This window comes from Paraburkholderia sp. UCT2 (assembly GCF_014397665.1).
Lineage (GTDB): Bacteria > Pseudomonadota > Gammaproteobacteria > Burkholderiales > Burkholderiaceae > Paraburkholderia > Paraburkholderia tuberum.
This window is the reverse complement of sequence record NZ_VZQO01000006.1, coordinates 81,788-107,928: the sequence shown is the minus strand read 5'-3', so window position 1 is coordinate 107,928 and position 26,141 is coordinate 81,788. Positions and strand designations below refer to the sequence as shown.

At 61.7% G+C, this 26,141-nt stretch carries 26 protein-coding genes and 1 pseudogene; 15 read left to right on the top strand and 12 right to left on the bottom strand.

The features are described from left to right. Positions 1–50: 50 nt before the first annotated feature. Together F6X39_RS07245 and F6X39_RS07240 are read right to left on the bottom strand one after the other, a co-directional pair. Complete coding sequence (locus tag F6X39_RS07245; RefSeq protein ID WP_187616114.1) at positions 51–257, bottom strand: hypothetical protein; 207 nt, start codon at positions 255–257, stop codon at positions 51–53. A gap of 56 nt (positions 258–313) precedes the next feature. Further along, a complete protein-coding gene (locus F6X39_RS07240) occupies positions 314–910 on the bottom strand; it encodes a DJ-1/PfpI family protein (RefSeq protein ID WP_090807823.1) in 597 nt (198 codons plus the stop codon). Between the two features lie 90 nt (positions 911–1,000). Between F6X39_RS07240 and F6X39_RS07235 the strand changes: the two genes are divergently transcribed. Continuing rightward, positions 1,001–2,332 carry a PLP-dependent aminotransferase family protein gene (locus tag F6X39_RS07235; RefSeq protein ID WP_187616113.1) on the top strand — a complete coding sequence of 444 codons (1,332 nt, stop codon included), beginning with the start codon at positions 1,001–1,003 and terminating at the stop codon, positions 2,330–2,332. A 276-nt stretch (positions 2,333–2,608) separates the two neighbouring features. After that, positions 2,609–3,352 (top strand): hypothetical protein, encoded by a 744-nt coding sequence (locus F6X39_RS36340; protein WP_222945141.1) that lies wholly within the window; start codon positions 2,609–2,611, stop codon positions 3,350–3,352. A 344-nt stretch (positions 3,353–3,696) separates the two neighbouring features. Here the strand turns inward: F6X39_RS36340 and F6X39_RS07225 are convergent, their stop codons facing one another. Next, positions 3,697–5,007, bottom strand: coding sequence for an Nramp family divalent metal transporter (locus F6X39_RS07225; RefSeq protein WP_187616112.1), 1,311 nt, complete (start codon positions 5,005–5,007; stop codon positions 3,697–3,699). A 317-nt stretch (positions 5,008–5,324) separates the two neighbouring features. Here F6X39_RS07225 and F6X39_RS07220 point away from each other — a divergent pair, with 317 nt between their 5' ends. Together F6X39_RS07220 and F6X39_RS07215 are read left to right on the top strand one after the other, a co-directional pair. Beyond that, positions 5,325–6,341, top strand: coding sequence for a YncE family protein (locus F6X39_RS07220; RefSeq protein ID WP_260321023.1), 1,017 nt, complete (start codon positions 5,325–5,327; stop codon positions 6,339–6,341). A gap of 8 nt (positions 6,342–6,349) precedes the next feature. Beyond that, positions 6,350–7,315 (top strand): sterol desaturase family protein, encoded by a 966-nt coding sequence (locus F6X39_RS07215; protein ID WP_187616111.1) that lies wholly within the window; start codon positions 6,350–6,352, stop codon positions 7,313–7,315. A gap of 695 nt (positions 7,316–8,010) precedes the next feature. On the opposite strand, the gene F6X39_RS07210 is transcribed toward F6X39_RS07215, so the two are convergent. Further along, complete coding sequence (locus F6X39_RS07210) at positions 8,011–9,993, bottom strand: acid phosphatase (RefSeq protein WP_187616110.1); 1,983 nt, start codon at positions 9,991–9,993, stop codon at positions 8,011–8,013. A 516-nt stretch (positions 9,994–10,509) separates the two neighbouring features. Beyond that, positions 10,510–10,791 carry a DUF4148 domain-containing protein gene (locus F6X39_RS07205; RefSeq protein WP_187611630.1) on the bottom strand — a complete coding sequence of 94 codons (282 nt, stop codon included), beginning with the start codon at positions 10,789–10,791 and terminating at the stop codon, positions 10,510–10,512. Positions 10,792–11,704: 913 nt separating this feature from the next. Here F6X39_RS07205 and F6X39_RS07200 point away from each other — a divergent pair. Both F6X39_RS07200 and F6X39_RS07195 read left to right on the top strand, forming a co-directional pair. Then, the gene (locus tag F6X39_RS07200; protein WP_187616109.1) at positions 11,705–12,361 is read left to right on the top strand and encodes a peroxiredoxin; all 657 of its coding nucleotides are present in this window, start codon (positions 11,705–11,707) and stop codon (positions 12,359–12,361) included. Between the two features lie 57 nt (positions 12,362–12,418). After that, positions 12,419–13,486 (top strand): rhodanese-like domain-containing protein, encoded by a 1,068-nt coding sequence (locus tag F6X39_RS07195; protein ID WP_187616108.1) that lies wholly within the window; start codon positions 12,419–12,421, stop codon positions 13,484–13,486. 60 nt (positions 13,487–13,546) lie between these two features. Here the strand turns inward: F6X39_RS07195 and F6X39_RS07190 are convergent, their stop codons facing one another. Next, complete coding sequence (locus F6X39_RS07190; protein WP_262413568.1) at positions 13,547–13,723, bottom strand: hypothetical protein; 177 nt, start codon at positions 13,721–13,723, stop codon at positions 13,547–13,549. A gap of 405 nt (positions 13,724–14,128) precedes the next feature. On the opposite strand from F6X39_RS07190, the gene F6X39_RS07185 reads away from it, so the two are divergent. Then, a complete protein-coding gene (locus F6X39_RS07185) occupies positions 14,129–14,746 on the top strand; it encodes a dihydrofolate reductase family protein (RefSeq protein WP_187616107.1) in 618 nt (205 codons plus the stop codon). Between the two features lie 36 nt (positions 14,747–14,782). Here F6X39_RS07185 and F6X39_RS07180 read toward each other — a convergent pair whose 3' ends face one another. Further along, on the bottom strand, positions 14,783–15,727 hold the full coding sequence (locus tag F6X39_RS07180; protein WP_187616106.1) for a LysR family transcriptional regulator: 945 nt from the start codon (positions 15,725–15,727) through the stop codon (positions 14,783–14,785). 172 nt (positions 15,728–15,899) lie between these two features. Here F6X39_RS07180 and F6X39_RS07175 point away from each other — a divergent pair, with 172 nt between their 5' ends. Next, positions 15,900–17,117 (top strand): FAD-dependent monooxygenase, encoded by a 1,218-nt coding sequence (locus F6X39_RS07175; RefSeq protein ID WP_187616105.1) that lies wholly within the window; start codon positions 15,900–15,902, stop codon positions 17,115–17,117. 247 nt (positions 17,118–17,364) lie between these two features. Here F6X39_RS07175 and F6X39_RS07170 read toward each other — a convergent pair whose 3' ends face one another. Then, entirely contained in the window at positions 17,365–17,700 is a 336-nt protein-coding gene (locus F6X39_RS07170) for a hypothetical protein (RefSeq protein ID WP_187616104.1), read from the bottom strand. 261 nt (positions 17,701–17,961) lie between these two features. On the opposite strand from F6X39_RS07170, the gene F6X39_RS07165 reads away from it, so the two are divergent. Further along, complete coding sequence (locus F6X39_RS07165) at positions 17,962–19,158, top strand: TIGR03118 family protein (RefSeq protein ID WP_187616103.1); 1,197 nt, start codon at positions 17,962–17,964, stop codon at positions 19,156–19,158. Positions 19,159–19,442: 284 nt separating this feature from the next. On the opposite strand, the gene F6X39_RS07160 is transcribed toward F6X39_RS07165, so the two are convergent. Further along, positions 19,443–20,180, bottom strand: coding sequence for a transporter substrate-binding domain-containing protein (locus F6X39_RS07160; RefSeq protein WP_187616102.1), 738 nt, complete (start codon positions 20,178–20,180; stop codon positions 19,443–19,445). Between the two features lie 305 nt (positions 20,181–20,485). On the opposite strand from F6X39_RS07160, the gene F6X39_RS07155 reads away from it, so the two are divergent. The 4 genes from F6X39_RS07155 to F6X39_RS07140 all read left to right on the top strand — a co-directional run bounded on the left by F6X39_RS07155 (position 20,486) and on the right by F6X39_RS07140 (position 22,478). Beyond that, positions 20,486–21,067: an RNA polymerase sigma factor gene (locus tag F6X39_RS07155; protein ID WP_187616101.1), complete on the top strand. Its 582-nt coding sequence runs from the start codon at positions 20,486–20,488 to the stop codon at positions 21,065–21,067. Positions 21,068–21,079: 12 nt separating this feature from the next. Then, the gene (locus F6X39_RS07150; protein WP_187616100.1) at positions 21,080–21,388 is read left to right on the top strand and encodes a hypothetical protein; all 309 of its coding nucleotides are present in this window, start codon (positions 21,080–21,082) and stop codon (positions 21,386–21,388) included. A 2-nt stretch (positions 21,389–21,390) separates the two neighbouring features. After that, positions 21,391–21,687 (top strand): 4Fe-4S binding protein, encoded by a 297-nt coding sequence (locus F6X39_RS07145; RefSeq protein WP_187616099.1) that lies wholly within the window; start codon positions 21,391–21,393, stop codon positions 21,685–21,687. 74 nt (positions 21,688–21,761) lie between these two features. Next, positions 21,762–22,478 carry an O-methyltransferase gene (locus tag F6X39_RS07140; RefSeq protein ID WP_187616098.1) on the top strand — a complete coding sequence of 239 codons (717 nt, stop codon included), beginning with the start codon at positions 21,762–21,764 and terminating at the stop codon, positions 22,476–22,478. Between the two features lie 249 nt (positions 22,479–22,727). On the opposite strand, the gene F6X39_RS07135 is transcribed toward F6X39_RS07140, so the two are convergent. After that, a complete protein-coding gene (locus F6X39_RS07135; RefSeq protein WP_187616199.1) occupies positions 22,728–23,339 on the bottom strand; it encodes a TetR/AcrR family transcriptional regulator in 612 nt (203 codons plus the stop codon). Between the two features lie 335 nt (positions 23,340–23,674). On the opposite strand from F6X39_RS07135, the gene F6X39_RS07130 reads away from it, so the two are divergent. Together F6X39_RS07130 and F6X39_RS07125 are read left to right on the top strand one after the other, a co-directional pair. Then, positions 23,675–24,379, top strand: coding sequence for an SDR family oxidoreductase (locus F6X39_RS07130; protein ID WP_184004977.1), 705 nt, complete (start codon positions 23,675–23,677; stop codon positions 24,377–24,379). 30 nt (positions 24,380–24,409) lie between these two features. After that, positions 24,410–24,544: pseudogene (locus F6X39_RS07125) on the top strand (alkene reductase); the annotation flags it as partial. 258 nt (positions 24,545–24,802) lie between these two features. Here the strand turns inward: F6X39_RS07125 and F6X39_RS07120 are convergent. Both F6X39_RS07120 and F6X39_RS07115 read right to left on the bottom strand, forming a co-directional pair. Next, positions 24,803–25,147, bottom strand: coding sequence for a DoxX family protein (locus F6X39_RS07120; protein ID WP_187616097.1), 345 nt, complete (start codon positions 25,145–25,147; stop codon positions 24,803–24,805). A 2-nt stretch (positions 25,148–25,149) separates the two neighbouring features. Further along, positions 25,150–26,073, bottom strand: a complete 924-nt coding sequence (locus F6X39_RS07115; RefSeq protein ID WP_187616096.1) for an NAD-dependent epimerase/dehydratase family protein — start codon at positions 26,071–26,073, stop codon at positions 25,150–25,152. Between the last annotated feature and the right edge of the window lie 68 nt (positions 26,074–26,141).

Sequence of the window (26,141 nt, the reverse complement as noted above, 5' to 3'; positions counted from 1 at the left end):
CGAACATCGCTGCGTGCAATGGACGAACAACGGGAAGCTAGAGGACGAGCTCAGGCTCGATAGAACGTAGGGTGCCTGCCTGCAGTACCGCCGTCGGCGTCTTGTCGTCGGCCGCGGACAGGCACGACGGATCGGCCGCCGTTCCAGAATCCCACCAGCAAACCGCCGATCGCATCACCCCAGCGACGACCGGCAAGGCTTGCGGTCAATAACAACAGCGGCGTAACGAGGAGCTTGAAAACAAGAACGATGACCACAGACTGGACTCCAGCAATGTCGGCTTTGAAGACGTGCGAAGCGCCTCTGTTTTGCGTCAGATGAATGGCGCGATGTTCGCCATCGCCCGCGTCACGTAGATCTCCCTCTCGCCTACCGGGGCGACATGCTGCATCGCGGCGCGCGCAGCCTCGACGCCCTCCAGACGCGCGATCACCCACACGGCCAGATACTGCGACGCCAGGCACCCGCCTGCCGTCGCGACATTTCCCTTCGCCACGAACGGCTGATTGAGCACCGGCACGCCCGCCTCTTCGACCCACGGTTTGGTAGTCAGATCCGTGCAGGCCGGAACGCCATCCAGCAGGCCCAGTTTCGCGAGTATCAGCGTGCCCGAGCATTGCGCGCCCAGCAGTTGGCGCGTCGGATCGAGCCGCAACTGCGACATCAGCGCGGCATCGGCGGCCACTCCACGTGTCTGTATTCCACTGCCGACCAGCACCGCGTCGGCCTCGCAAGCGTCCTTCAGCGACGCTTGCGCCTCCAGGACCACTCCGTTCATCGAACGGATCTTCGCCGCTGGGCTGGCAATCGATACCTGCCAGCCCGGCTTTCTGACCCGGTTAAGGATATTCAGCGCGATTAGCGAGTCGAGTTCGTTGAAGCCTTCAAAGGTCAGAATGGTGATGTGCATGACGTCCTCGGGCAGATGGAGAGGTTGTGCAAGATCATGGTAGGGCCGATAATCAATACAATCAAATCATTGTCATGGATACATTGAGCCATGCCTGGGGCCCGTTACAAGCAATTGGTTGACCGCCTTGCGGCTGACATCCGCGACGGCCGCCTTCCCCCCGGGACGCGTCTGCCCACGCACCGCGCGCTGGCTGCTCGCGAGGGCCTGGCGCTGGTCACCGCGACGCGTGTCTATGCCGAGCTTCATACGATGGGTCTGGTGAGCGGCGAAGCTGGCCGTGGCACATTCGTCAAGGAACCACTCCCTCGTGGCCAAGGCGTTGACTTGCACGCCTGGAGCGCCATCACGATCGACCTGAGCTTCAACTATCCCTCTGCACCGGGTCAGACAGACCTTCTTCGGGCAGCGCTGCGTCAGCTCGCGGCGGCCGGCGACCTCGAGTCGCTGCTTCGATACCAGCCGCACGGTGGCCGCGAGCACGAGCGCGCTACTGCGGCACGCCACCTGGCGAACCGAGGTCTGGCAGCAACAGCCGGAACGACGTTGCTCGTGAGCGGCGCGCAACACGGACTGACGACGGCCGCTATGGCGCTGCTCGAACCCGGCGACGTGGTTGCCGTGGACGCGCTGACTTACCCGGGATTCAAGCTGGCCGCCGAGGCCGTTCGACTGGAACTCGTGCCGATCCCAGCCGCGGGGCGCGGCCCCGATCTGGACGCGTTGACGGCCCTATGCAAGCGACGACGCGTACGCGCCGTCTACGCAATGCCGACGCTGCACAACCCTCTTGGCTGGGTAATGAGCGCGCGGCGGCGCCGCGAGCTTGTCAGTATCGCTCGACGGCATGGACTGATCCTCATCGAGGACGGGGCCTACGCATACCTCGCAGAAGATGCTCCGCCGCCGTTGGCATCGATTGCTCCGGAGACGACGATCTATGTCTCGAGCTTGTCGAAGAGTGTCGCGACAGGTCTGCGCGTCGGTTTCGTCTGCGCACCACGCGAATGGATTCCCAGGCTTGAACGGGTAATCCGGGCCACGACGTGGAACACTCCCGCAACCATGACGGCAATTGCCTGCAACTGGATAAACGACGGCACGGTGGCCCGGCTCGAAGACGAGAAGCGGCGGGATGCGAAGACGCGCCAAATCCTTGCCGCCGAAGCGCTCGGCAAGCTTAAGACGATGAGCCATCCAGCGTCGTACTTCATCTGGATGCCCCTGACGCAGGAAGTCCGCGCCGACGCGATTGCGATGGCGCTGATGCGTGAGCGCATTTCAGTGTCGACGGCCCTGCCGTTCGCGACATCGACGCATGTACCTCACGCCATCCGCCTCGCGATTGGGTCCGTCGATCTGGCCACGCTGCGCCGGTCGCTGGAAACAGTGGCCCGGGTTATTACCGAACAGACCTACTGACCGGCAAGCGCAAGGGCGCGGTCTGTCCACCAGGGTTGTCCGGCCAGGACCTGTCGTCTCACTACGACGTACTTTCTGTTGCGATGCAACCGTAGAACACGCCGCGACATACCCTTTCCCGACGACATCGCACGAAACGACCCTCGACACGGAATGCGTCGCTTTTCAGACGCCGGCGTGTGCGGATATTGATTTGTATCCCTTACATTCACTGAAGATAACCTGATACACCGTCCCACAGCAGCTTTATGGCCGTGACCACCAGCAATCCGTAGCATGCCCTGTACATCTGCCGCTGGTCCAACATCGCGTGCAAGCGCCAGCCCAGCCAGACGCCAGAGGGGTGGCAAGCAGGCAGATCGCCATCAAAGGTCGGTGGAGGTCTACCACACCACGCACAACCAGATTGAAACGCGCGCTCTCATTCGCGCGCTGTCGTTCGCAACGCTTGGCGCAAAGCCCTACGTCATCGCCGCGTATGTCTGCACGCCGCTCGTGACCATCCCGCTTGAGGACCTGAAGGACGGTGCGCACATCAAGGGCAAAGTCATCGCAGAACTGGGCTACGGCAACACGCCCGCGGACATGATTTCGTACAGCGCCAACGACCCGAGCGGCACGCCGCAAGACATGCTGATGCTGTCGAACTACCATCGCTCGGGCAACATCATCCCGGTCTCCGAGATCGAGGCTGCGAACGACAAGCCCGGCATCGAGAAGCCGGTGCCTGCCGGTCAGATCGTCGGCGTGCAGGAAACGCCGGTACCGCTGGTGGGTGCCACCCGGATCGACAACCTCGACGACCAGTTTTTCATCGTCGTGCGCCGGGCGCTGGAGACGGATGCGCTGCAGTTGGTGTCGTTCGACAAATCAATGCTGTTCCGGCTGACCGATTTCGTCTCCGAATACGACTTGCGTACAGATACAACAACAACGAGTCAGCACAAGTACTTCAGGCCTGCCCATGACATCCTGATGAAGCAGAAAGGGTTCCCCGAGCTCATCAATACGCACAATTGAGGCCGGTGTGATGAAGGCGTCGCGAGTTCTGTGCGCGCTGGCCCTGTGGACGGGCGGCCGCTGCCCAGGCGGTCGCTGCTGGTGTGGTGCCTGTTGCCGTCCAACCGTCAGGGCCGGAGGTGCCAGCGAACCTGTTGCGCATCTCCCTGGTGTTCGCGCAACCTGTTGTCGAGCACGTCCTGCCTCGGTTGGAAGTGCGCCACGCCAACTGCAACATCATCGACAAGCCGTTTTTGGAGCCGGAGCTCTGGTCCCCCAGCGGTCAGTCGATGGCTAGCGAACTAACTTCGCCGTCCATCGCACCGGGAGCGCGGCCCATCCCCAAAGAGTCCGGGTGGGCTGCATCAGCTTGCAGGCATGCCCGGAATGCTGACGCCGAACGACTGAAGCAATAGCACCGCATTCAGCGCGAGGATGACGACCGTCGCGGCAATCGCTGCAATGTCCGTTAGCCGTCTATTGACGAACTCGCCCATGATGTCTTTGCGGCGGGTGAAGAGCACCAGCGCCACCATTGGGATCGGCAACGCAAACGAAAGAACGACCTGACTGATCACCAGCGCCTGGGTGGCATTCACGCCGAGGCCGACCACCACGAACGCCGGCACCATGGTCACCAGACGCCGCACCCAGACGGGAATCCGGAAACCGACGAAGCCCTGCATGATCATCTGGCCAGCCATGGTGCCGACAACGGAGCTGGAGATACCCGAGCTGATGAGCGAAATCAGGAAAACCGCCGCCGCGCCCGCACCGAGCAACGGCGTGAGCGTATGGTAAGCAGTTTCGATTTCCGCGACGTCGCGGTGGCCGGCATGGAATGCCGCGCTGGCCATGATTACCATGGCCATGTTGACGAGACCTGCGAAGAAAAGCGCAACGATGACTTCCCGGTTCGAAAAACGCAGCAGTGCGCGGTGCTCGCTCGCGTTGCTCGCCGGAGTCCGGCCCTGAGTCAGCCCGGAATGGAGATAGATCGCATGTGGCATCACGGTGGCGCCCACGATACCGACCGAAACGGTCAGCGCTTCCCGGTTCGACATTGAGGGCAAGATCGAGTGCAATCCGGCCTGTCCCCATGCGACGGGCGCAATGAACAATTCGACCAGGTAACACAGACCGATCACAGCAACGAGCGCGCCGATGATGATCTCCATTGGCCGGTAGCCACTTTTTTCAAACACGAGGATGCCGTATGTCACCACCGCGGTCACCGCCATGCCGGCCATCAACGGCATTTTGAGCAGCAACGCGAGGCCGATTGCGCCACCGAGGAATTCGGCCAGGTCGGTTGCCATCGCAGCCACTTCGCTGACACACCACATGACGAAGACGGCCTTGCGCGGCAGTTGCTCGCGACACATTTCCGCCAGATTACGCCCCGTCACGATGCCGAGTTTGGCAGAGAGCGCCTGGAACAGCATGGCGATCAGGTTGGCCATCAGTACCACCCACAGCAGCGTGTACCCAAACTGGGAACCGGCCTGGATGTTGGTCGCGAAATTGCCTGGGTCCATGTAGGCGATCGAGGCAATCACTGCGGGTCCGGCGAACAACAGCGCAGAGCGCAAGCCGCGTCGTTTGCCGGCCAGCACATCGCGAATCGCAACAGTCGTGCGATCTGTGAGCGTATTTTTGCCGGCAGTGCTGTTCATGGACACTTCCCGACTTCTCTGAACGAACGTGGCATTGCTATTACTCCAGGCTCTTTAGCGCGTGATGGCGATATACAACGGCCAAACTCCGCGGATGATCGGGGCGGGTGCTGCGCAAAGCGCGCCAGGGGCCGCGGGAAGCTCGGTCAAATACGGCGAAATCGCATGCGCATCGTCAGCTTCGCCCGAAATTTGTTAGGCGACTGACAGGAAGCGGTTGAGCATCGCTCCATATCAGCGCCATTCGCAATTCGTCCTTGCGTGACGGTGAATCCATCCAGCAGAATGAGTGGTTAATTCTCTCATGCATGCCCTCCATGAAGCTTTCACGTCGCGAAGTACTTGGCCGTAGTCTGGCCATTCCCCTGAGTCTCGGCCTGTCGCCTTTCCTCGCCCTTCGTTCAGGTATCGCCAGCGCGGCGCCCCCCAATCTCGCTATCGTAATGAATTCCGGCGAAGCCAGCGTTTCGGTCATCGACATGGCGTCGCACAAGATCGTCCGGACCTTGCCGACGTTGCGCGAACCCAGTCACTGGGCGCTTTCGCGCGACAGAAGCAAGCTCTATATTGCCGACGCCAGCGGCAATGCACTGTTCATTGTCGACCCGCACACCGGTTTGGCGCTTGGCCATAAGGTGATCGCCGATCCGTACCAGCTTGGCTTCACGCCGGATTTCCGCTACCTCGTCGTCAATGCACTGCGGCTCAACTATGTCGACATCTACCGCCCCGACGACCTGACGCTCGTCAAGCGCTTCTCGCCCGGCGGCATGCCGAGCCACCTCGACTTCTCGCCGGACTCGCGCTGGAGCTTCAATTCGATGCAGGAGTCCGGCACGCTCGTTTCATTCGACCTGACGAACCTGACGATCCGCTGGAAGTCGAACGTCGGATCGACCCCCGCCGGCGTGCTCTGGCACAACGGCAAGGTACTGGTCTGCGTGATGGGCAGCGACCATGTGGCGGAAGTCGATCCAGTGACGGGTAACGTGCTGCGGCGGGTGAAAACCGGCGTCGGCCCGCACAATGTCTTTCTTACGCCCGACGGCGCGACGCTCTACGTGAGCAACCGGATCGGCGGCTCGCTGGTGGCGCTCGATCCAACCACCCTCGAGCTTCGTCGTACCTATCCGTTCCACGCTGCGGGGCCAGATGATATTGCTGTCGGCCCCGACGGCAAGCTATGGGTGACGCTGCGTTTCCGGGAGCAGGTCGCCGTACTCGATCCAGCCAGCGGCAACTACGAGACCATTGATGTCGGACGCTCGCCGCACGGCATCTTCCTGACCACCGAAATGAGCCGCCCAGGTCTCGTTACCGCCGAAACGCTCTAACGCCCATCATGCTGATATTTCTCGACAGATTCTTCAATATGCTGGCCGGTGAAATCGACCAGTATCTCGTTCTGCCGTTGCTGTATCACTTCGGCTGGATGCAATGGGAAGAGCTTTCCTTCGACTGGGCGCTGATCTGCGTCTATGGCCTCTTCGCGGTTATCGTCACGTATGCGGTTTGCTGGCCGCTCGAAGCACTCTTTCCGATTGAACGCTGGGATGACCGCAAAGCCGTCGTAACCGACGCGTTCTATACGATCCTCAACCGCGTCGGGGTGTTGCCTGTCGTCAGTTTCCTGCTGTTCTACCAGGTGCAGGTGTGGGTGAACGGCTTCGTGGTCGATCACGGCTACATACCGCCAACGCTTGAGACGTTGATACCGCCGCTTCTCGGACATCCGGTCATTACCTTCATCGCGTACGCGCTGATTCTGGACTGTGCCGATTACTGGCGTCACCGCCTGTCGCACTCATACCGTAGCTGGTACGCACTGCATGCGTTGCATCATGCGCAGCGACAGATGAGTTTCTGGTCGGACGACCGCAACCATCTGCTTGACGACCTGGTCGCCGCAATCTGGTTCGGCATCGTCGGCCTCGCGATCGGTATTCCGCCGCTGCAGTTTCCACTGCTGTTCCTGTTCATGCGCTTCATCGAAAGCCTGAGCCACGCCAATATCAAGCTTTCGTTCGGCTGGCTTGGGGACCGGTTGATCGTCTCGCCACGCTTTCACCGGTTGCATCATGGCCTGCGCGCGGCCGGCCGCAATTCGTGTAACTACGGCGCCGTCTTCCCGATCTGGGACATCGTGTTTGGCACAGCGGACTTCTCCGCCGAGTACCCGCCTACAGGCGACCGGCGCGCACCGGAATCGATGGCCACGGGCGGCTACATCGCACAGCAACTGGGCGGCTTGCAGTTTTTCCTTGAACAGTGGCGGCAACCGGCAAAGGCTCGCCGCAGTTCCTCCTGAGAACATCCCTGCATTGCGCCAATGCCCAAACGGGCCGGTTCATGTGCGCCTGGATTTGATCCGGACCGGCTGGTGCAAAGACCCTGTCAGCAGACCGTAAAGCATCTGCTCTGTGCCTTTGAACCTGAGGTGCGATAATTGCAGTTGCCGGTTTCAGAATGCCCGGATACCGGCATCTACCCGATCTATCCAGCTATCCTCAGTTCAAAGAGTTCGAAGTGGTAGAGACTGTCAAGCAAAGATCAGGGCACATACACGTCGCGATACGGCCTGCGCTCCGGCAACATAGGGGGCTGTCTCTCCCCGACGCGACGCGCCCGTCAAGGCGCCCATGGAGTGAATGATGTTGCGCAGAACCAGTTCCTGGTTTGTGCGTTACACGCCCCGCGCGCGCGTTCGCACGCTCGCGCGTAAAGCGATCGGGCTGGCAATCTTTGTCGGCGGTTCCGCAGTGATTGTCGTGTATCTGCTACGACGCGTCTCCGAAGGCTAAACGTCAAAGACAGGCGTGGCGCATTTGATTTCCAGGCAGTCCCGCGATGCAAACGTCGAGCGTCTGGAGCTACAGAGCAGCGCCCTCGCGGCTGGTAGCCCGACGCTTCGACTTCCTTTCCCTGGTGTTCAGGCGCGATCACCGATCATCCGCATTGCAGACAGCGGGTTATCCGGGCGACGCATAGTCAAATATGGCCGGATTACGAATCGATGTGCACCGACACGCCGGTCGACGAGTAGACCGGCGTTGCCTTGTGGCCGTCGACCGTGATCGTCGTGAACTGCTTCGTCGCCCCGTTGCCATCGATCAGATCGATGGTGTCGCCGACCTTGGGCGCATAGCCGCTCACGAACTTCACGTGTAGCGTGCCGCCGGCGATGGTCAGCTGATTACCAACGTGCAGTTGGCCGGCGCCTTTACCGTCAATGTCGAGTTCGAGTGTCGTGCCGGCGAGCTGCGTGTACTTGCCGACGATGGACACGGGCGACGCCGCCGCGATGGTGATGCCACCCGCACCCACATACACGTCGCCCGTGCCGAACGCATTCGGAGAATCGGCCTCGAGCACGCCGCCGCTTACCTGGGAGCCGCCCGACCAGGTGTTGTTGCCGCCGAGCTTCAATGTTCCGCTACCCTGCAGCGTCAACTTCCCTGCGCCGGCAATGTCGTTGCGCCACAAATCCGACGCGTTGAATCCGCCCAGGGACGCATCCATCGAAACGATGACGCTGCCATGGAACGCACCATATCCGTCCCCGGCTGCAAACATGTTGAGGCGGCCCCACCCTTCCGCATCGTCCATGACCGGATAGCCGGAAGGAAGCTCGGTCGTTTTGAGCACCACGCGGCGCTGCTCAGTGCTCAGATACGGAAAGCGCGTCTCCAGTAACACCTCCGCACCCTTCGGCACAACGGGAGGCGCATTGGTCGATTCGATCGGAGCAAAGCCGAACGTCATACGGCGAGTGAAGTCCGCTTTGTTCGTCGCGTAGTCGGCGAAGCGGTCCGTCGCTGCCGTGCCGGAGTGGGCGAAAGCGGCGAAGCTCGTCGGATTGGTATTCGTCGACTGCATCAGGGCCGCGTGCGCCTGGCTAAATGCGGCGCTCTTCAACGTGGCGTTGCTCGGATCGGAAAGATTCGCAGCAGTCGCCGCAAGTGCAAACATTCGACCAGCAATGACGTCGAGCGGCGAGTGCATACCGGCGAAAATGCGGTTTTCGCCAAGTTCGAGGCCGCGGCTCGCCATCTCCTGGAACCGCTCCGGCAGCACGTAGGCCATCGTCATCGCGTCGCGCATGGCCTCCGCCTCGTGACCGCTGATAAATCCGCCATCGGTCGAAGGCGTGGTGCTCTCGGCAGGCACCAGAGTCGGATCTATCACGACACTCGTGCTCCAGCGGTATGGCCGGGCGTATTTGTAGAAGCGCTTGGCCGGCTCGGTGGACGCGTTGTTGCCCATGATGTTGAGCAGGTCGACAACCTGGCCGAAACTGGTGTTGCCGCCACTGCTGCCGACGCCGATGTTGTTGCCGTTGTCGTTGTACAGAACGGTCGTCGCATCCGCCGGAATCGACGTGATGGTCGTTACCTGCTGCGCCGCCGCGCGCCACGCATTGGTGAGCGGTCCCATGCCATCGGTCACGCTATAACCTTTGCCGCGCCGGTCGTCGTAGTAGGCTGCGTCGGCCTGTGCCGGAGTTCGGTTGGTCGTCTCGGTGACCACGAATTGAATGTTTGCGGCATGGACGGCACTGTTCACGACAGCCCCACCCGGCGTACCGTCATTGGGTAGTCCTGTCCACGTGGACTGCACGACAGCCGGAAAGGAACCGTTGGCGGGCGCGGAGACGCCCGCATCGACGATCTCGGTCAACGGTTGCCAGATGTCGAGGAATCGCGAGACGACACGCACGCCCGCATTCGTGGCGAGCGTCGCATATCGCGCATCGCCGCGCTGGTTAGTCGCAATCGTATCGACGAACGCGGGCACGTCGGGGATTGCGGCGTTGTCGACAAAACCGGGGTCGGCAGGGGGCGCCGGGATCGAGGCCGTCGCCGTCGTCGTCGAAGTGTTCGAGGCGCTCGGCGTAGAAGAATCATTGCTACCACCGCACGCGGCTAGTACCGCCACGCTTGCGAGCACCGTGAGGCGCAGCGGGAGAGGGACGCGAAAATGTGGCATCACGAGACTTTCTTGTGGTTGTTGGTGGCGTCGGATTGTGCGGGTGAATTATGACGGCATTGTTGCGACTGGTTACGCGGTATCGGATATCGTGGCGCGATTCGCAGGTATCCCGGAAGACCTGGTGGTGGAAGCTGCACATGCGTCGCAGACATGTGAACGCAGAACTCCTTAGTATTTGATTGCGGCTCATCCACATTCGCGAAGCATGCGAAAGGTTTCATTCCGCGAGGTATTGGTGCAATGTCGATTCGGAACGCCAACCACAGGGCGATCCTTTAACGGACAGCCGTTTCGCGTGAGCCTAAAACCACCCCTTTACCGTCGCCACTCGCCAGACGACAAACATGACGAGGCCCACCGACGCGGCGGTCAACAGAATGAAGTCAATCGAGCGCACTAGCTTTTTCATATCGACGTTGGATCGGACACGCGACGTCCGCATGAGAACCGGAAGTTAGGCGTGTGGAAGTATCGAAACGCGCTCGTATGGAATGTCGAACGCTCACCAGCACTTCAGTGATGCGAGAAAAGCGCGTTATCTGAGGGCGTTGCGAAGGAAAGGCGATGTCCGGATTGCGAATTCACTACCGGCCCTGAACCGTAGTCGTTATTCGCGTGTGCCTGCCGCGGGCTGCTCTCGTCCGGATAGTGCACTTTCGACTGATGGAGCGTGCCGTTCTGTTCCGCCTGTATGACGTTCGCTTCCACCTCGGAGCGAGTGAGGGGCTGCGCCGACGAGAGCGCTGGAATGGCGATTGTGGTTGCAAGGATCGCATGAGCGATAAGTACTTTCATAAGTTGGCTCCTTAGTGAATAAGCAAATTTAGATGGATCGAATGGACCACGCTAACTGCATTGAAAGCGAGTCGATCTTCACGCTGAGGTGGACCGCGAACAGATAGCGATCGACGGGATGCCCGGTATTCAGTGCGTGGATATGACGGTACGCCCTGCAACCTTAAAAGCCGCTTATCCCGTCTCCGAAAAATGCGCGGCATCCGCCAGCCATGTTCCGACCGTTTATCGATAAAGGCGATTTGGCAGTCTCTTTGACGAACCGGGTTCGCCTGACTCGCCAGGCACTGCGGACTGACCCGCCGCAATCGCGAATATCCGCACTGCGCCGTTAAACCGGGCCATCATGGCGAGCATTCAGCAGATGTTTTTCGAGCAGACGGAGGCTGCGTTTGTTGCAAGCGCTTCAGTACCGCACGCTCCGACGCCTCGCGCTTGCTCGCATGGCGTGGACGACGAGACGGCCACGCCGGGCACCACGCGTTAGCGCCCGGCATTGGACGACCGAACGGTCTGATCCAATCAGGGTCGGTAAATCTGTGCGCTATCGAACACACGCCGGCGAGTCGAATGTCCATGATTTACCGGTAAACGTCATTCCCCTAAGTCGTTTCGAAGTGGCCAGCCGGACTGACTTCGATGGGTGTCAGCATGGCTTGTGCGTAACGCGCTATATTTGAAACCTCACTGCGCGATGCGGCAATGCTCGTATTCGCCCGACAGGCGACGATCTCGAGCTTCTTCTGCACGGCGACGCCCTACTTGCCGCGCGTGTATGCGCCGCGAAAGCTTCGTCTATCGTTGTGAGCGTTGGTGATTTTCAATCCCCGAGATTAACCGGGCTCGTGTTGGACCGTTGCAGCCAGGCCTGGCTCGGGTCTTCCGCTTAACCACGACTTCACAGGACGGCAATATGTCACTTCGTATCAATGACACCGCGCCCAACTTCACCGCGCGGACCACGCAGGGCACCATCGATTTCCACGACTGGATCGGCGACCAATGGGCGGTCCTGTTCTCTCATCCGAAAGACTTCACGCCGGTTTGCACGACTGAACTGGGCTACATGGCGAAGATCGAGCCGGAGTTCACCAGGCGTAACGCGAAGCTGATCGGGTTGTCGGTCGATCCGGTCGAAGACCACGAAAAATGGGCTGCGGACATCGAGGAAACGCAGGGCGCCGCCGTCAAATACCCGATGATCGGCGACACCGACCTCGCCATCGCCAAGCTGTACAACATGCTGCCGGCCGACGCGGGCGATACCAGCGAGGGCCGCACCGCCGCGACCAACGCGACCGTGCGCTCGGTTTTCATCATCGGTCCCGACAAGAAGATCAAGCTGACGCTGACCTACCCGATGAGCACCGGCCGCAACTTCGACGAAATCCTGCGCGTGCTCGATTCGATCCAACTGACCGCCAAACACAAGGTCGCGACGCCGGTCAACTGGAAGCAGGGCGAAGACGTGATCATCACGTCCGCGGTCAGCAACGACGAGGCGCAGCAGATTTTCCCTGGTTTCAAGACCATCAAACCGTATCTGCGCACCACCAGGCAACCGGGCTGACAGATGTGGCACGGCGGCCGCTTGCGGCCGCCTCGCCGACCTTCCTAAGGGATACAGATGATTTTTCGTCAGCTGTTCGATCCTGCTTCGTCGACCTACACGTACTTACTCGGCGACAGCGGCGAGGCGGTGCTCATCGACCCCGTCTACGAGCAGGTGCCGCGCGATCAGGCGCTGCTGCGCGAGCTGGGCCTATGGCTGCTCACGACGCTCGATACCCACGTGCACGCTGATCACGTAACCGGCGCATGGCGCATGCGTTTGCGTTGCGGCAGCGAGATCGGGCTTGCCGGGGTCGTCGAGGCGAAAGGCGTCACGCGAGCGCTCGCGCATGGCGATCGGATCGACTTCGGCACGCGTCATCTGACCGTGCGCGCGACGCCTGGCCATACGAACGGCTGCGTGACCTTCGTGCTCGACGATCTGAGCATGGCCTTTTCCGGCGACAGCCTGCTGATTCGCGGCTGTGGCCGCACCGATTTCCAGCAGGGCAGTCCGCAGCAGTTGTTCGCGTCCGTGCGCGAGCAGATCCTGTCACTGCCGGACGACTGCCTCCTCTATCCCGCGCACGATTATCGCGGCATCACGGTGACGAGCGTGACCGAGGAGCGGCGCTTCAATCCGCGTCTGGGCGGCGACGTCGACGTCGGCGATTTCGCCGGGTACATGAACAACCTGAATTTGCCGCATCCGAAGCAGATGGCGGTCGCGGTGCCCGCAAACATGCGTTGCGGGCAGCCGGAAGGCGGCGCCGAAGTTGCGACCGAAACGCCGGATTGGGCACCGTTGACGCTGCGCTTTAGCGGCGTGTGGGAAATCGAGCCGATGGCGCTGCTCGAGCATGGCGCCGCGTTTCAGATCGTCGATGTGCGCGAGGCGCCCGAGTTCATCGATCGTTTGGGTCATCTGCCGGGCGCGAAGCTGGTGCCGCTGTCGCAATTGACAGGGCGGCTCGATGAACTGGAGCGCGAGCGGCCGGTGGTCGCGGTGTGCCGGTCCGGCGTGCGCTCGGCGCAGGCAAGCGTGTTGCTGACGAAGGCGGGGTTCGGCAAGGTGGCGAATCTTGCCGGTGGGATGCTGCGGTGGCGGACGGAGGGGTTGCCGGTTGCGTCGGATAGTGTTTGAGGGGAATCGGCGCTTCGGGACCCTCACAAGCTCAGCCTTGGCCTTGGCGACAGCCTCGATTTATTTCAGAAGACTCCACAAGGTGAAGGCCACTGCGGACAGCAAAGCGAGATAGGCCAGCAATGCCATCGATCCCAGCGTGAACGCGTGCAACGAACCACCGGTCGCGTAGCCCGCCGCAAGCAGAGCGGCGCCGCCAAACCCGAGTTGATAACCCGTCATGACCATGACGTCCATGCTCTGCGAAATGCGCTTTCCGGGCGGTTTCAAGGGTGAAGCGCAACGTGGTTAATGAAGCGCAGGCGGATGCGGCTGCTTCGCGTCTTGCCACGCGTCGCACGGGCACGCCGCATACGGCCGCTGAGGCCCATCGGCCATCGAACGAAATGCCACGGGCGACCGGACGTTACGCCGGCTGCTATGTCCGCATCACTGTGTCGGGCGATCTTCCGACCATGCGCTGGCGAGTGGTGCGCACCTTCACACCTGCGGCGCAGGCACCCGTGGGTCCAGTCATTGTGCGCCGACCGCGCGATGCTCGCTCACGCGGCTTCACCCGTTGCGGACGCAGATTGTCGATCCGCACGCGACTCGTTCGTCGTATAGATGGAACCGATCAGGTTCATCGCCCAGGAGCACATCATGCGCAAGCACATCGTTTCCATGTCCCTCAGTCTGGATGGCGTCGCTCAATCCCCCGGCGCGCCCGAGGAGGATGCCAGTGGTGATTTTCGTTTGGGTGGCTGGATCGTCCCTTACGCCGACGAAGCGATCGGCGCAAGTGTGCATCATCTGCTCGCGCAGCCGTTCGAGTTGCTGCTAGGGCGTTGCACGTACGACATATTCGCGTCTTATTGGCCATATGTACCGGCCGATTCACGCAACCGCGACATGGCCGACCAGTTCAATCAGGTCCGCAAGCACGTGGCCACGCATCGATCCGATACGCTCGGTTGGCACAACAGTCATGCACTGAAGGGCGACCTTGCCGACGCGATACGCGCGCTGAAACTTCAGGACGGTGCCGATCTATTGACGTTCGGTAGCGGCGACATGGTGCGCCAACTGCTGGCGGCGGGCCTCGTGGATGAACTCCAACTCCTGATTTATCCCGTCATCCTCGGGCACGGCAAACGCCTGTTCGGCAACGATGCGCAAGCGTCCGCCTTCACGCTGGCACACGCGACGAGCACCCCCGGCGGCGTGCTGATCACGCGCTACACCCGCAACGGCGAAGTCCGAACCGGAACGTTCGAGTAAGCGCGAAGCTTCCGATCGACGCTTACAAACGAAGGCCTATTTCTTCCTCACGTCCCGCGCTCGCCTGCCACGCGCCACGGTATCGGCGAACAGGTCGATCACGACCTCGCGCAGCCAGCGATTGCCTTCATCCTGGTGGACGCGCTCGTGCCACAACAAATGGATCGGCGCGGCGGGCAGCGTCATCGGCAGCGCGCGCAGGCTGAGCGAGAACGGCGTGGCCAACTCCAGAGCGAGGCGCTCGGGCACCGTGGCGATCAGGTCGGTACGTTGCAGGATGTAGCCGACGCTCATGAAGTGCGGCACCGTCAGTCGCACCTGACGCCGCACGCCGCGCCGTTTCAGCCACTCGTCTACTTGACCGTGGCCGGTGCCGGCCGACACCACCACCAGATGCTCGGCTTCGCGCCACGCGGAAAGCGTGAGCGGCGCGTCCTCGAGTGGGTGAGCGCGCCTGAACAGACAGACGTAGCGCTGATCGAACAGACGCCGCTGATAGAAACCCCCCTTCAACTGCGGCAACAGACCGATCGCCAAGTCGACCCGGCCGTCGGCCATTTCGTTGCTCAGATTGACGCTCGTATTGCGCACCGTATTCATCGCGATGCCTGGCGCGATGCGCGACAATCGTTCCAGCAATGCGGGCAAAAACACGACTTCGCCGATGTCGGTCATGCCGATCGTCATCGTTCGCATCTCGCGCAGCGGATCGAAGCCCGTCACCGGATTGAGCGCGGCGTGCAAGGTGGCGAGCGCTTGCGAGACCGGTTCCGCGAGACGCAGCGCGAACGGGGTAGGCACCACGCCGCCCGGCGCCCGCACGAACAGCGGATCACCGAGCAGGCGGCGCAGCTTCGCGAGCGCATTGCTGACGCCCGGCTGGCTCATGTTCATTTGCTCGGCGACGCTCGCCACGCGCCGCTCCTGCATCAGCCGCTGGAACAGCAGCAGCAGGTTGAGATCGAGATCGCTCAGTTCCATGGCTTCGGCATGCCTAAGGTCATTCATTTCAGTGATGAAGTAGATTCATTTCATCTTATTGAGCAATGATCGTCTAGTGCTGAAAATACCAACACGGTATCCGCATGCGACGCGCCGGGCGCGCGTTCCAGAGTGGCCCGAATCGATAAACCCGCATATCGGAGACACAATCATGAACCGGATGGATCTGAGCATCGCGATCGTCGGCGCCGGCATCGGCGGCCTTACGCTGGCGCTCGCACTACGCGAACATGGCATCGATGCGCAACTCTACGAGCAGACCGATGAGTTGCGCGAAGTGGGCGCGGCCGTCGCACTGTCGGCCAACGCGACGCGCTTTTACGAGCGCATGGGGCTACGCTCCGCGTTCGAAAACGTGTGCGCCGAAGTACCCGGGCTCATTTATCGTGATGGCCGCAGCGGCAGCGTCATTGGACATCATCGCGGCATGCCCAGCTATCGCGAGCAGTTCGGTGGCTCGTACTGGGGCGTTCATCGCGCCGATCTGCAGGCGGTGCTGTCGAAGGCAGTTGGTCTCGAGCACATCGAGCTCAGCCATCGCCTGGTCGATCTCGTGCAGCATCCCGATCGCGTGAGTCTCGCGTTCGACAACGGTCGGCGCATCGATGCCGATCTCGTGATCGGCGCCGACGGCGCACGCTCGATCACGCGACGCTGGATGCTCGGCTATGACGACGTGCTGTATTCCGGTTGCTCGGGCTTTCGTGGCATCGTGCCGGCCGAGCGCATGGACCTGTTGCCCGATCCGGAGACGATCCAGTTCTGGGTCGGGCCCGGCGGCCATCTGCTGCATTATCCGATCGGCGACAAGGGCGATCAGAACTTCCTGCTGGTCGAGCGTCATCCGTCGCCGTGGCCGTCGCGCGACTGGGTCATGCCGTCGACCGAAGGCGAGCAGCTGCGCCTGTTCAAGGACTGGCATCCGGCCGTCGTGCAGATGATCACGGCCGTGCCGATCAGTCAGCGCTGGGGCCTGTTTCACCGTCCGCCGCTCGGCCGCTGGAGCAAGGGCCGCGTGACGCTGATCGGCGATGCCGCGCATGCGCTCGTGCCGCATCACGGCCAGGGCGCCAACCAGTCGATCGAGGATGCCGTGGTGCTGGCCGCGCAACTCGCCAAGGCGGGCCCGGGTAAGTGGCGGGAAGCGCAGGAAGCCTACGAGCGTCTGCGCCGGGGCCGCACGCGCAAGGTGCAGTACGCGTCGATCAGCACGGCGGACGTACTGCATCTGCCGGACGGCCCCGCCGCGCAGGAACGCAACGCGCGGCTAGGGGCGCGCGACAGCATGCTGCATCATCTCGACTGGATTCACGATTTCGACGCGCTTGCGCAAGAGCCGAGCGCGCGACAAGGCGGCACGTGGCTTTGAGCCTCTCCATGAGGCTTCAATAGGGAGGCGGTGGGCCGCATGCTCATGCCAGGCGCCTCTCTCCAGCCACTACGCGTCACATGCAACCCGTTGACCGAGTGGCGCGTCAACCTGATCACGTTACCTATATTGCCGCTCGTCTACTATCCGGGAAACTGCGCGCCGGTGGCAATTGCACCTATGTCGCTGCGATTGCAGCCCTTTGTGCTTGCGCTGATTCACGGCTGACGGTCATTTCTACCAGCTGTCAATGGCCGGTAGCGGCTGGCGACACCACGCTCGGGGTCGCCAGCGTGTTGTTGCTCTTGGGAGCGGCGGTGGTGTCAGACGTCGAGCTGCTATTGCTGCTCGGCAGGCCCGAGTTCGGTGCCTTGGCGCCCATGCCGCTGTCCGAGTTGGTGGTGCCCGGCATGCCGTAGCCGCCCGTCGTTGCGCCGTTCATCTGGTTCGACGGACTAGCCGTGCTGCCGGCTGTACCGGTCGAACCGCTGCCACTCTGGCCTCCGGCCGCCTGCGCATAAGCGCCGCCCGACAGCGAGAGTGCGGCGACGGCCGCGACTAGTGTGATGGTTGCCTTGCTCATGATCCGCACCTCCTTAATTGGACTGGAAGATAGACGCAGACAGTTGCCGCCTGCGCTACAGCAATGTCGCAAACAGCGTGCCGCGTGCTTTTGTAGGTAGCGAAGCGATCGGCGGCGCACGAAGTGGCGGTCGTGGGGCGACTCCAGCCGTTGGATCGCACGAGATCTGCCGCGAAATAAGCCGCTCTCCGCCGGAATAAACCCCGCGCCGTTCTCGTTCATTGACCGTTAAGTCCTTTGGGCAGAACAAGGAGTGCGGTCATGAAGTCTCTACTCGCTCTATTCGGCGTCGTTGCATGCGGCGCGGCCGTCGCGACTCTGATGTCATGCGGCGGCGGTGGCGGCGGTGGCTCGAGTTCGAGCAGCGCGAGCCCACCCGTCCAGTCGTCATTCGCAGCGACGGCCCTCGTATCCGATGGCGCGGTGCCCGCAGCACACACCGACGCTAATCTGAAAAACCCTTGGGGCGTGGCCTTCAATCCCAAAGGTTTCGTCTGGGTCGCGGACAACGGCACCAACGTCGCGACGCTCTATGACGGCAATGGCGTGCCGCAATCGCTGGTCGTCACGATACCCGACGGCAAGAACGGCTCCGCATCGCCCACGGGCATCGTTTTCAATGGAACACAAAGCTTCCGCGTCACGGAAAACGGCAAGTCTGGAGTCGCTGCGTTCATCTTCACGGGCGAAGGCGGCACCATCACCGCGTGGGCGCCCGCCGTAGGGCCGACCAATGCGTTCGTCATGTACGACGACGGTACGGGCGGCGCCGTCTACAAGGGTCTTGCGCTCGCCGCGATGAACAACGGCAACTTCCTTTACGCGACGGACTTCCATAACAACAAGATCGACGTCTTCGATACCTCGTTCACGAAGGTCGCGATGCCCGGCGCCTTCACGGACCCGGCGATTCCAGCCGGCTTCGCGCCGTTCGGCATTCAGGCGATCGGCTCGAATCTGTTCGTCACCTACGCGATGCAAGACGCAGCTAAACACGACGATGTCCCGGGCGCGGGGCTCGGCATGGTCGATGTGTACGACACCGCGGGCAACCTGAAGCAACGCTTCGCGACAGGCGGTCCGTTGAACGCGCCGTGGGGCATTGCGCAAGCGCCCGCGAACTTCGGCTCGATGAGCGGCGCAATACTGATCGGCAATTTCGGCGATGGCATGATCAATGCGTTCAACGCGTCGAGCGGTCAGTCGATCGGACAGATCAGTGGACCGAACGGCAGTCCGATCGTCGAGCAGGGCGTGTGGGGCATCGCGTTCGGCAACGATCTCAGCAATCAGCCTTCCAGCACGCTCTTCTTCGCGGCGGGGCCGAATGACGAAGCCGATGGCGTCTACGGAAGAATCGATCTGAATACGACGTCGAGCTCAGGTACGAACACGGGTACGAACACGGGTACGAACACCGGCACAAGCGCGGGCGGCGGGATGAGCATTGGAATGTAGCGCTAAGCGCGCAATTGAGAAGCGCCGCTCTCAATTGCGAGAGCGGCGGTATTGCTTATGCGAGACGATGTGTGCATGAGCAGTGCGTGTGATGATCATCACATCCACGCGTGGTTGAGCACCAGCGATGTCAGGTCCTGGCTGCCCTGACTCACATCTGATTCTGACGCCGGCATGCCCGCAATATCTGCTGAACTGCAAATGCCCCTCGCACGGATTGCACATTCTGCAGCGGGCAATCGTAGCATTTTGCGGTTCGGTGCAAGACCTGGCCGACGCCCGTCTTATACTCGACCCGCGAGAGCGGGATCGATCTCGTTGTTTGTCAGGCCGAATTCCGCCATGCGAGCACGATGATCTGGCGAGCCCAGATATGAACGAAGGGCTTTGTTTACCGCCTGGATCAGATCGCTGTTACTTCTATTGAACGAGAATGCCCCGAGCGGAGGCTTCTGCTGCTTGCCCTTCGTTCCCGGTTCGTGCTCGATAGCCTCGAGCATTGAGCCTCCGATCCGGTTCGCAATGATCCGATTCCCCAAGGCCGTGCTCGCATACGCATCGACGGCGCCAGAGAGAACCGCTTCGACAGCGTCGGCCTGATGCTCGAAGACGACTATTTGGTCCTCGCTTACGCCAGACGCTTTCGCTGAGTCGTGCTGCACCTGTCCGGCTATGATGCCAAGGCGCGCATCAGCGCGTTTGGCAAGCGACACGTAGCTGTCGAGCGCTTTCGGGTTTCCAGTCCGAACCAGAAAACCGTCTGCGATCCCCCATACCGGGACGCTGAACGCGACCATATTGGTGCGTTCGCGTGTGACGAACAGCGGAACGTTCATATCCCACCTGCCTGCTTCAACGCCGGGCAGGAGTTCACTAAACGACGTCAGATGATGCTCGATCCGGGCTACGCCGACCGCCCGAAGAACCGCGTCGGCCAGATCGATGTCAGCGCCCGTGGGGGTACCATCTGCTTCCGTCCAACCGAACGGGGGTTCTTCGATGTACGCAATCGTTACCTTCATCGCTGTGTCTCGCCAATCGGGAACGGCCATCAAATGCCGGGCCGAATGTTGACGATTCTACTTACATGCGCGGTTGTCGTTGCGGCGGCTCTCTCTGAAACGAACGCGGTTATGCCTGGATCGGGTGTCGGTCTTATGGACGTTGGTTGGATTGCGCGGCATCGCTACGGAAACGCACCCACGTCTTCCGGTCAATCCATGGTCACAACCCTGTCACGCACTGCCTCAAGCGAAGCGGCAGTTGTTCAAGGAAAGATTTTTCGCGCTCACCACAATATTCGCGCTCCTGAAACGTCTTCAGGCGCATGGAACCGCCACCCACCTCGCACCCGATGACCGACCGAGACAGCGACATCACCGCGACCGTGGTGCGTGAGCGCACGAGGCTCGTCAATTTTATCCGGCGTCGAATACGCGACCCGGACGACGCCGAAGACATCCTGCAGGATGTGTTCCACGAATTCGTGCAGGCTTACCGACTTCCCGCTCCGATCGAACAGGCGAGCGCGTGGCTTTTCCGTGCCGCGCGCAATCGCATCATCGATCGTTTTCGCAAGAAGAAGGAGCAACCGCTGACCGATCTGTCTGAGGCCGAAGACGACGCCAGCGGTGAGTATCGCCTCGACCTCGCCCTGCCGGCGCACGATGCAGGCCCCGAAGCGCTTTACGCTCGCGCTGTATTGCTCAAGGCCTTGCAGGATGCGCTCGATGAGTTGCCGCCGAATCAACGTGAAGTATTTATCGCGCACGAGCTGGAGGGGCGGCCCTTCAAAGACATGGCGGCGGAAAGCGGCGTCGCGCTCAATACGCTGCTCGCGCGCAAACGCTACGCGGTCTTGCATCTGCGCGCCCGACTGCAGGCCATTTATGACGAACTGGATATATAGAGGAGTCGAGGGATGAAGTTTCGAATCAGATGTGTGGGCAAAGCGCTGCTGGTGGTGGTCGCCATAGGCGTGCTCGGATGGGTGGTCATGACGCTATGGAATTGGGTGATTCCGGCGCTATTCGTTGGCGCCCGTGCGATCGACTTCGCGCATGCGTTGGGCTTGCTGGTTTTGAGCCGCATCCTGTTTGGCGGATTCCGCGGACACGGCGGCTGGCGCGAACGGCGTCACTGGCGCAAATGGGAAGCGATGACGCCCGAAGAACGGGAGCATTTCCAGACGGCATGGCGATCGGGCCGCGGCCGGCGCGCGGGAGATTGACCATGCGCGAGAAATCAACGGGCGACTGCAAACAGAAGCCGGGCGTGATTGCGCCAGTCGTCGACCTGAAACGTTGCGAAGGCAAGGGCGATTGCCTGGAGGTCTGCCCTGAGAATGTGTTTGAGATCCGGCGCATCGACGAGGTCGATTATCTCAGCCTCGATTTGATGCACCGCCTCAAGCTACGCGTGCATGGAATGAAAGTCGCCTACACACCGAACGCGCACGCCTGCCGCGCGTGCGGTCTTTGCGTGACGGCGTGCCCTGAACGCGCGATCAAGCTCGCCAGAACGGCATAGCGTTACGCGTTTTAAGAGCAGCGCAGGCCGCCTGGCGCAGTGGTCAGTATTATCGATCTCCTCAAGGAGCGCACATGGCTTCATCAACCACGGATCTTCTGCGACAGCTTCACGAACAGAGCCAGACAGAAGTGATAGCCCGCGCACAGGCGCAATTTCAGGGGTCGAGCGAGGAGTTTCTGACTCTCGCGGAGGAATACGAAACGCTCGTACCTCGACTCCGTGGACGGTTTCTCGAAACGCTCGGGCTATCGAGCGAAGATTTCGAATCCTCGCAAGGTGCTCCTCTATCGTTAGCCGTGTCAGCGGAAACGGGACGGTTCTTACGCAACATGGTGCTTTCGCACAAGCCGGCTCGAATCCTCGAACTCGGCAGTTCCTGCGGCGTGTCCACGCTGTATTTCGCCGAGGCCCTTCGCACGTTAGGCAGTGGGACGGTTGTCGCGACTGAACTCGATGCTGTTAAGTGCGCACAACTTCGGACCCACGTCAGAACGGCGGGCGTAGACGCTTATGTTGACCTGCGGGAGGGCGATGTCTTCCAGACCGTTTCCGAACTGGACGGCACTTTCGACATGGTGTTTATCGACGTCTGGGCCAACACCTATCTGAATCTGTTCAAGCAGATTGAGCGCCTGCTACGCCCGGGATCCATCGTTCTCGCCGACAACATGTACACCGCCGAGGACGCCGTTCGGCCATACAAGCACTACCTCGACGACGATCCGCGCTTTTCGACCACGACGCTGGACTTTGAATCAGGGGTCGAATTTACAGTCGTCGTGTCATAGGCTGACGAAGAGTGGACGCCGTCCAGAATCCGGTTCATGTGCCATTCAAGCTGGAAGGTTCGGCGATGCGATGTCTTGTCGACCATCCGGGGCGGATGCGCTAAATGTCATAGCAACTCCTCGTCAAGTCCGGACAGCACGATGGCGGAATGGCCTGCGCTGCGCCTGTGGACAGACTGCGCGCAAATCGTGCTGCCCCCGCCGACCTACGCATTCCCACGCAGGGCCTCCGGGGCCGCAGGCGGCGTATCAGCCATCCGACCTGCTGCTGCGCCCGCTGTCCGGCGTGATCGGGTCGTCGAGCGCGTCGACGAGCGTGCGCCGCCCCGCGTCGAGGATTTCGTCGGCGAAGGCCGGATCGGCGCCTGCGATCGCACGCGACAGCACGAGCGCCCCGACCATCTGACTGAACGCTGCAATCGCATCGCGACGGGTTTGTTCCGTCGTCGCGCCTTCCGTGGCGATCATGGCTGCAAGCCGGTCGAGATACGCGGCGAGGCCGCGCGCGTAGGACGCACGCGCCGCGTCGGTCATCCGTGGAGCGTCGCCAGCGAAGCCGGACAGCGGGCACCCTGCTGCGACGTTGTCGCGGTGCGAGGCGCACAGGTAGCGTGCCGCCTGCTTCCCCAGGCTGCCGCCGTTTGGCGAATCCGCGTAGTCTTGCATCGCCTTTTCCATGACCGCGGTGACCAGCGCATCCTTCGACTTGAAGTGGTTGTAGAAGCCGCCCTGGCTAAAACCGGCTTCCTTCATCAACTCCGTCAGCCCCACGGCATCGACTCCGCGTACCCGGAAAAGCCGCTCGGCGGCCGCGACAATCGCGCTGCGGTTCTCGGCGGCCTGCTGTCGTGACACCCCCATCGATTTCTCCCTTATACAAGCGATCGCGTCGATTGAAAAACACAATGTCGATCACCATTGACATGCCCGAATTACGTCGACACAATTCGCCATAAGACGATGGTGATCGACATTGAGATGAGTGTAGCCGACTTTCGCGCACAACGCGAAGCAACGCCGGCGTGGCACGGATGGCAGTCCAGGTTGATCGCGGTTCTTTGATGCCGGCGGGCGGCGGATGTTGGCGCCGTTCGGCGGCGCAACGGTTCGGTACGCAAGGGCAAGTTTGTTTTCTCCGGATTTCATGCGCGCTGCGAACCGGCGCACATGCGATTCATCATGCGAAAGGATGAGATATGAAGATCGAAGGTGCTGTTGTTTTCGTGACGGGTGCGAACCGCGGGCTTGGCCTCGAGTTCGCGAAGCAGGCGCTCGAAAGAGGAGCGCGCAAGGTCTATGCGGGCGCGCGCGATCCGGCCAGCGTAACGCTGCCGGGCGTCGTGCCCGTGAAGCTTGACGTGACCGATCCGGCGGCCGTGGCCGCTGCCGCCGACGCGGCGGGCGACGTCACGCTTCTGATCAACAACGCGGGCATCGCGCGGCTCGGCAGTCTGACGGACGACGGCGCGCTCGACGCGTTACGCGATCACTTCGACACCAACGTGTTCGGGATGCTGTCGATGTCGCAGGCGTTCGCGGGCAACCTTGCCGGCAACGGCGGCGGCGCGATCCTGAACGTACTGTCTGTTGCGAGCTGGATAAACCGGCCGATCCTCGCGGCTTATGGCGTGTCGAAGTCGGCCGCGTGGGCGGTGACCAACGGCCTGCGTCACTCGCTGCGCGAGCAGCACACGCAGGTGGTCGGGCTGCATGCCGGTTTTATCGATACGGATCTGACGCGCGGGCTGGAAGTGCCGAAGGCGACGCCGGCCGACGTCGTGCGTCAGGCATACGACGCGATCGAGGCAGGGGCGGAGGAAGTGTCCACCGACGAGTTCACGCGGCAGGTGAAGGCCGGGTTGTCGGCAGGCGTCTATCTCGACGCTCCGGCGCCGCACTGAAGGCGCCGGAGCGACCGCTCGTCGCGCGCGGGCATCTGGACGGAAAAGCAGGTCGCGGGCTGGAAGGAGGTGACCTCTGCGGTTCACGCAGCCGGCGGTCTGATCGTCTCCCAGCTCTGGCACGTCGGGCGAGTCTCCGATCCCATCTTCCACGCCGGGGATATGCGCCACGAATGGCCGGTAGTGGCCGCGCGCTGCCCCATGCATGAGGGACCGTTTCCCGTGGCACGTAAGGCGGCGATCTGCGGCAGGCGACCCGGAGCGCCCAGCCATCGCTACAAAAAAACGGACGCATGACGCACGTGATCAAACTGGAGTTGCTCCAATGCAGCTATCCGTGTGCGTATTTCAAGTACCTGCAGCACGGATTGCCCGCACGGCCTGTTAGCGTCCCGGGCTCACTCGCCTGGTGGCAAGGAAGCCTCAACCGCGGACCGCCACAGTAACCACAATGAGAGCCGAGAAGATCAGCGCCGGGGCGAGATGCCGGAACGGTTCCCGATTTCGTAGCAACGTGAAGAGCGCGCCGATCATGATCGCACCGGCCAGCGTTAGGCCTAAGACTCTGGTTTGTCGTCCAGCAAGAAGTGCCGCACTCAACAACTCGAGAGCGCCACAGAGCCACTGAAACCATGCCGGATAACCCCAGCGTGCGAAGTCGCGCTTCACCGCGCCGGGTCTTGCGAGATTGACCACCCCAGCAACCGCGAACAGAACCGCTACGATCGTCGCGAGGATCGATTCTAAAGACGCACTGTTCCACACCATCGTCATGCTCCGTTGATTTGCTGAAAGTGTTTTTGTGCAGAGAGGTCCGCAATCAGGCCGGGGCCATGGGGCTCCCACGCAAGAACTCGGCGGGCATGCTGGCCGCTTACTGTCTGGTCGAGCGCCAGTGCGTCAGCGAACAGTCCAAGCGATTTGCGAGCATCGTCGAGCGACCAGAGTTCGACGCGATCGGCGCCGACCGAGGCCCGAATCGCTTCACCCATTTCGGCAACGGCAACGGCATCTTCCGCGACCACGTTGAAGATCTGTCCCGTGACCCGACCGTCCCCGCTTGCCGCCTGCTCCACCGCGCTCAGGTAAGCCGTGGCGAGATCGTCGACGTGAACGGCAGGCCAGTGACCGCGACCATCGCCGACGACCCTCACACTGCCGGTCTGACGGACCATCCCGGCAAGCATGCCGAAGACGCCACCGCCGTAGCCGTGCACCATCGCCGGCCTGAGAATCACTGCGGCAATCGAGCGGCTCGCCGCTAGCGCCCGCACATGTTGCTCCACTGCGGGCCGCCAGGCGATGAGTGGTGTCGGGTTCAGCGCCGAAGCTTCAGTCGCGGGCTCCCCCTCCGTATTGCCGTAGACCCAGGTGCCCGACGTATAGACAAACGCCGCGCCCGGCTGCAAATGCGAAAGCATCGCTACAGCCGCAGCCTCATCAACGGCACCGGCGGAAGCATCATTGGTCGACGCCATGTGCACCACGCCCTCAGCGGCACCGGCAGTCGCAGCGAAAGACTGTGGCTCACGCAGGTCGCCGGAATGCAGTGTCACGCCGAGATCTGCCAGCGCGCTGGCAGCAGCCGACCTGTCCTGGCGCACCAGCGCCGTCACCTGATGGCCGCGGCTGATTGCCTTGCGCGCGACCGCTTGCCCGATGTAGCCAGTACCACCTGTCATGAACAGTTCCATAGCGTTCTCCTCGATGATTCCCTGCGAAGTTGATAAGTCACACGAACGAGACTTACCGGTCTCGTTTT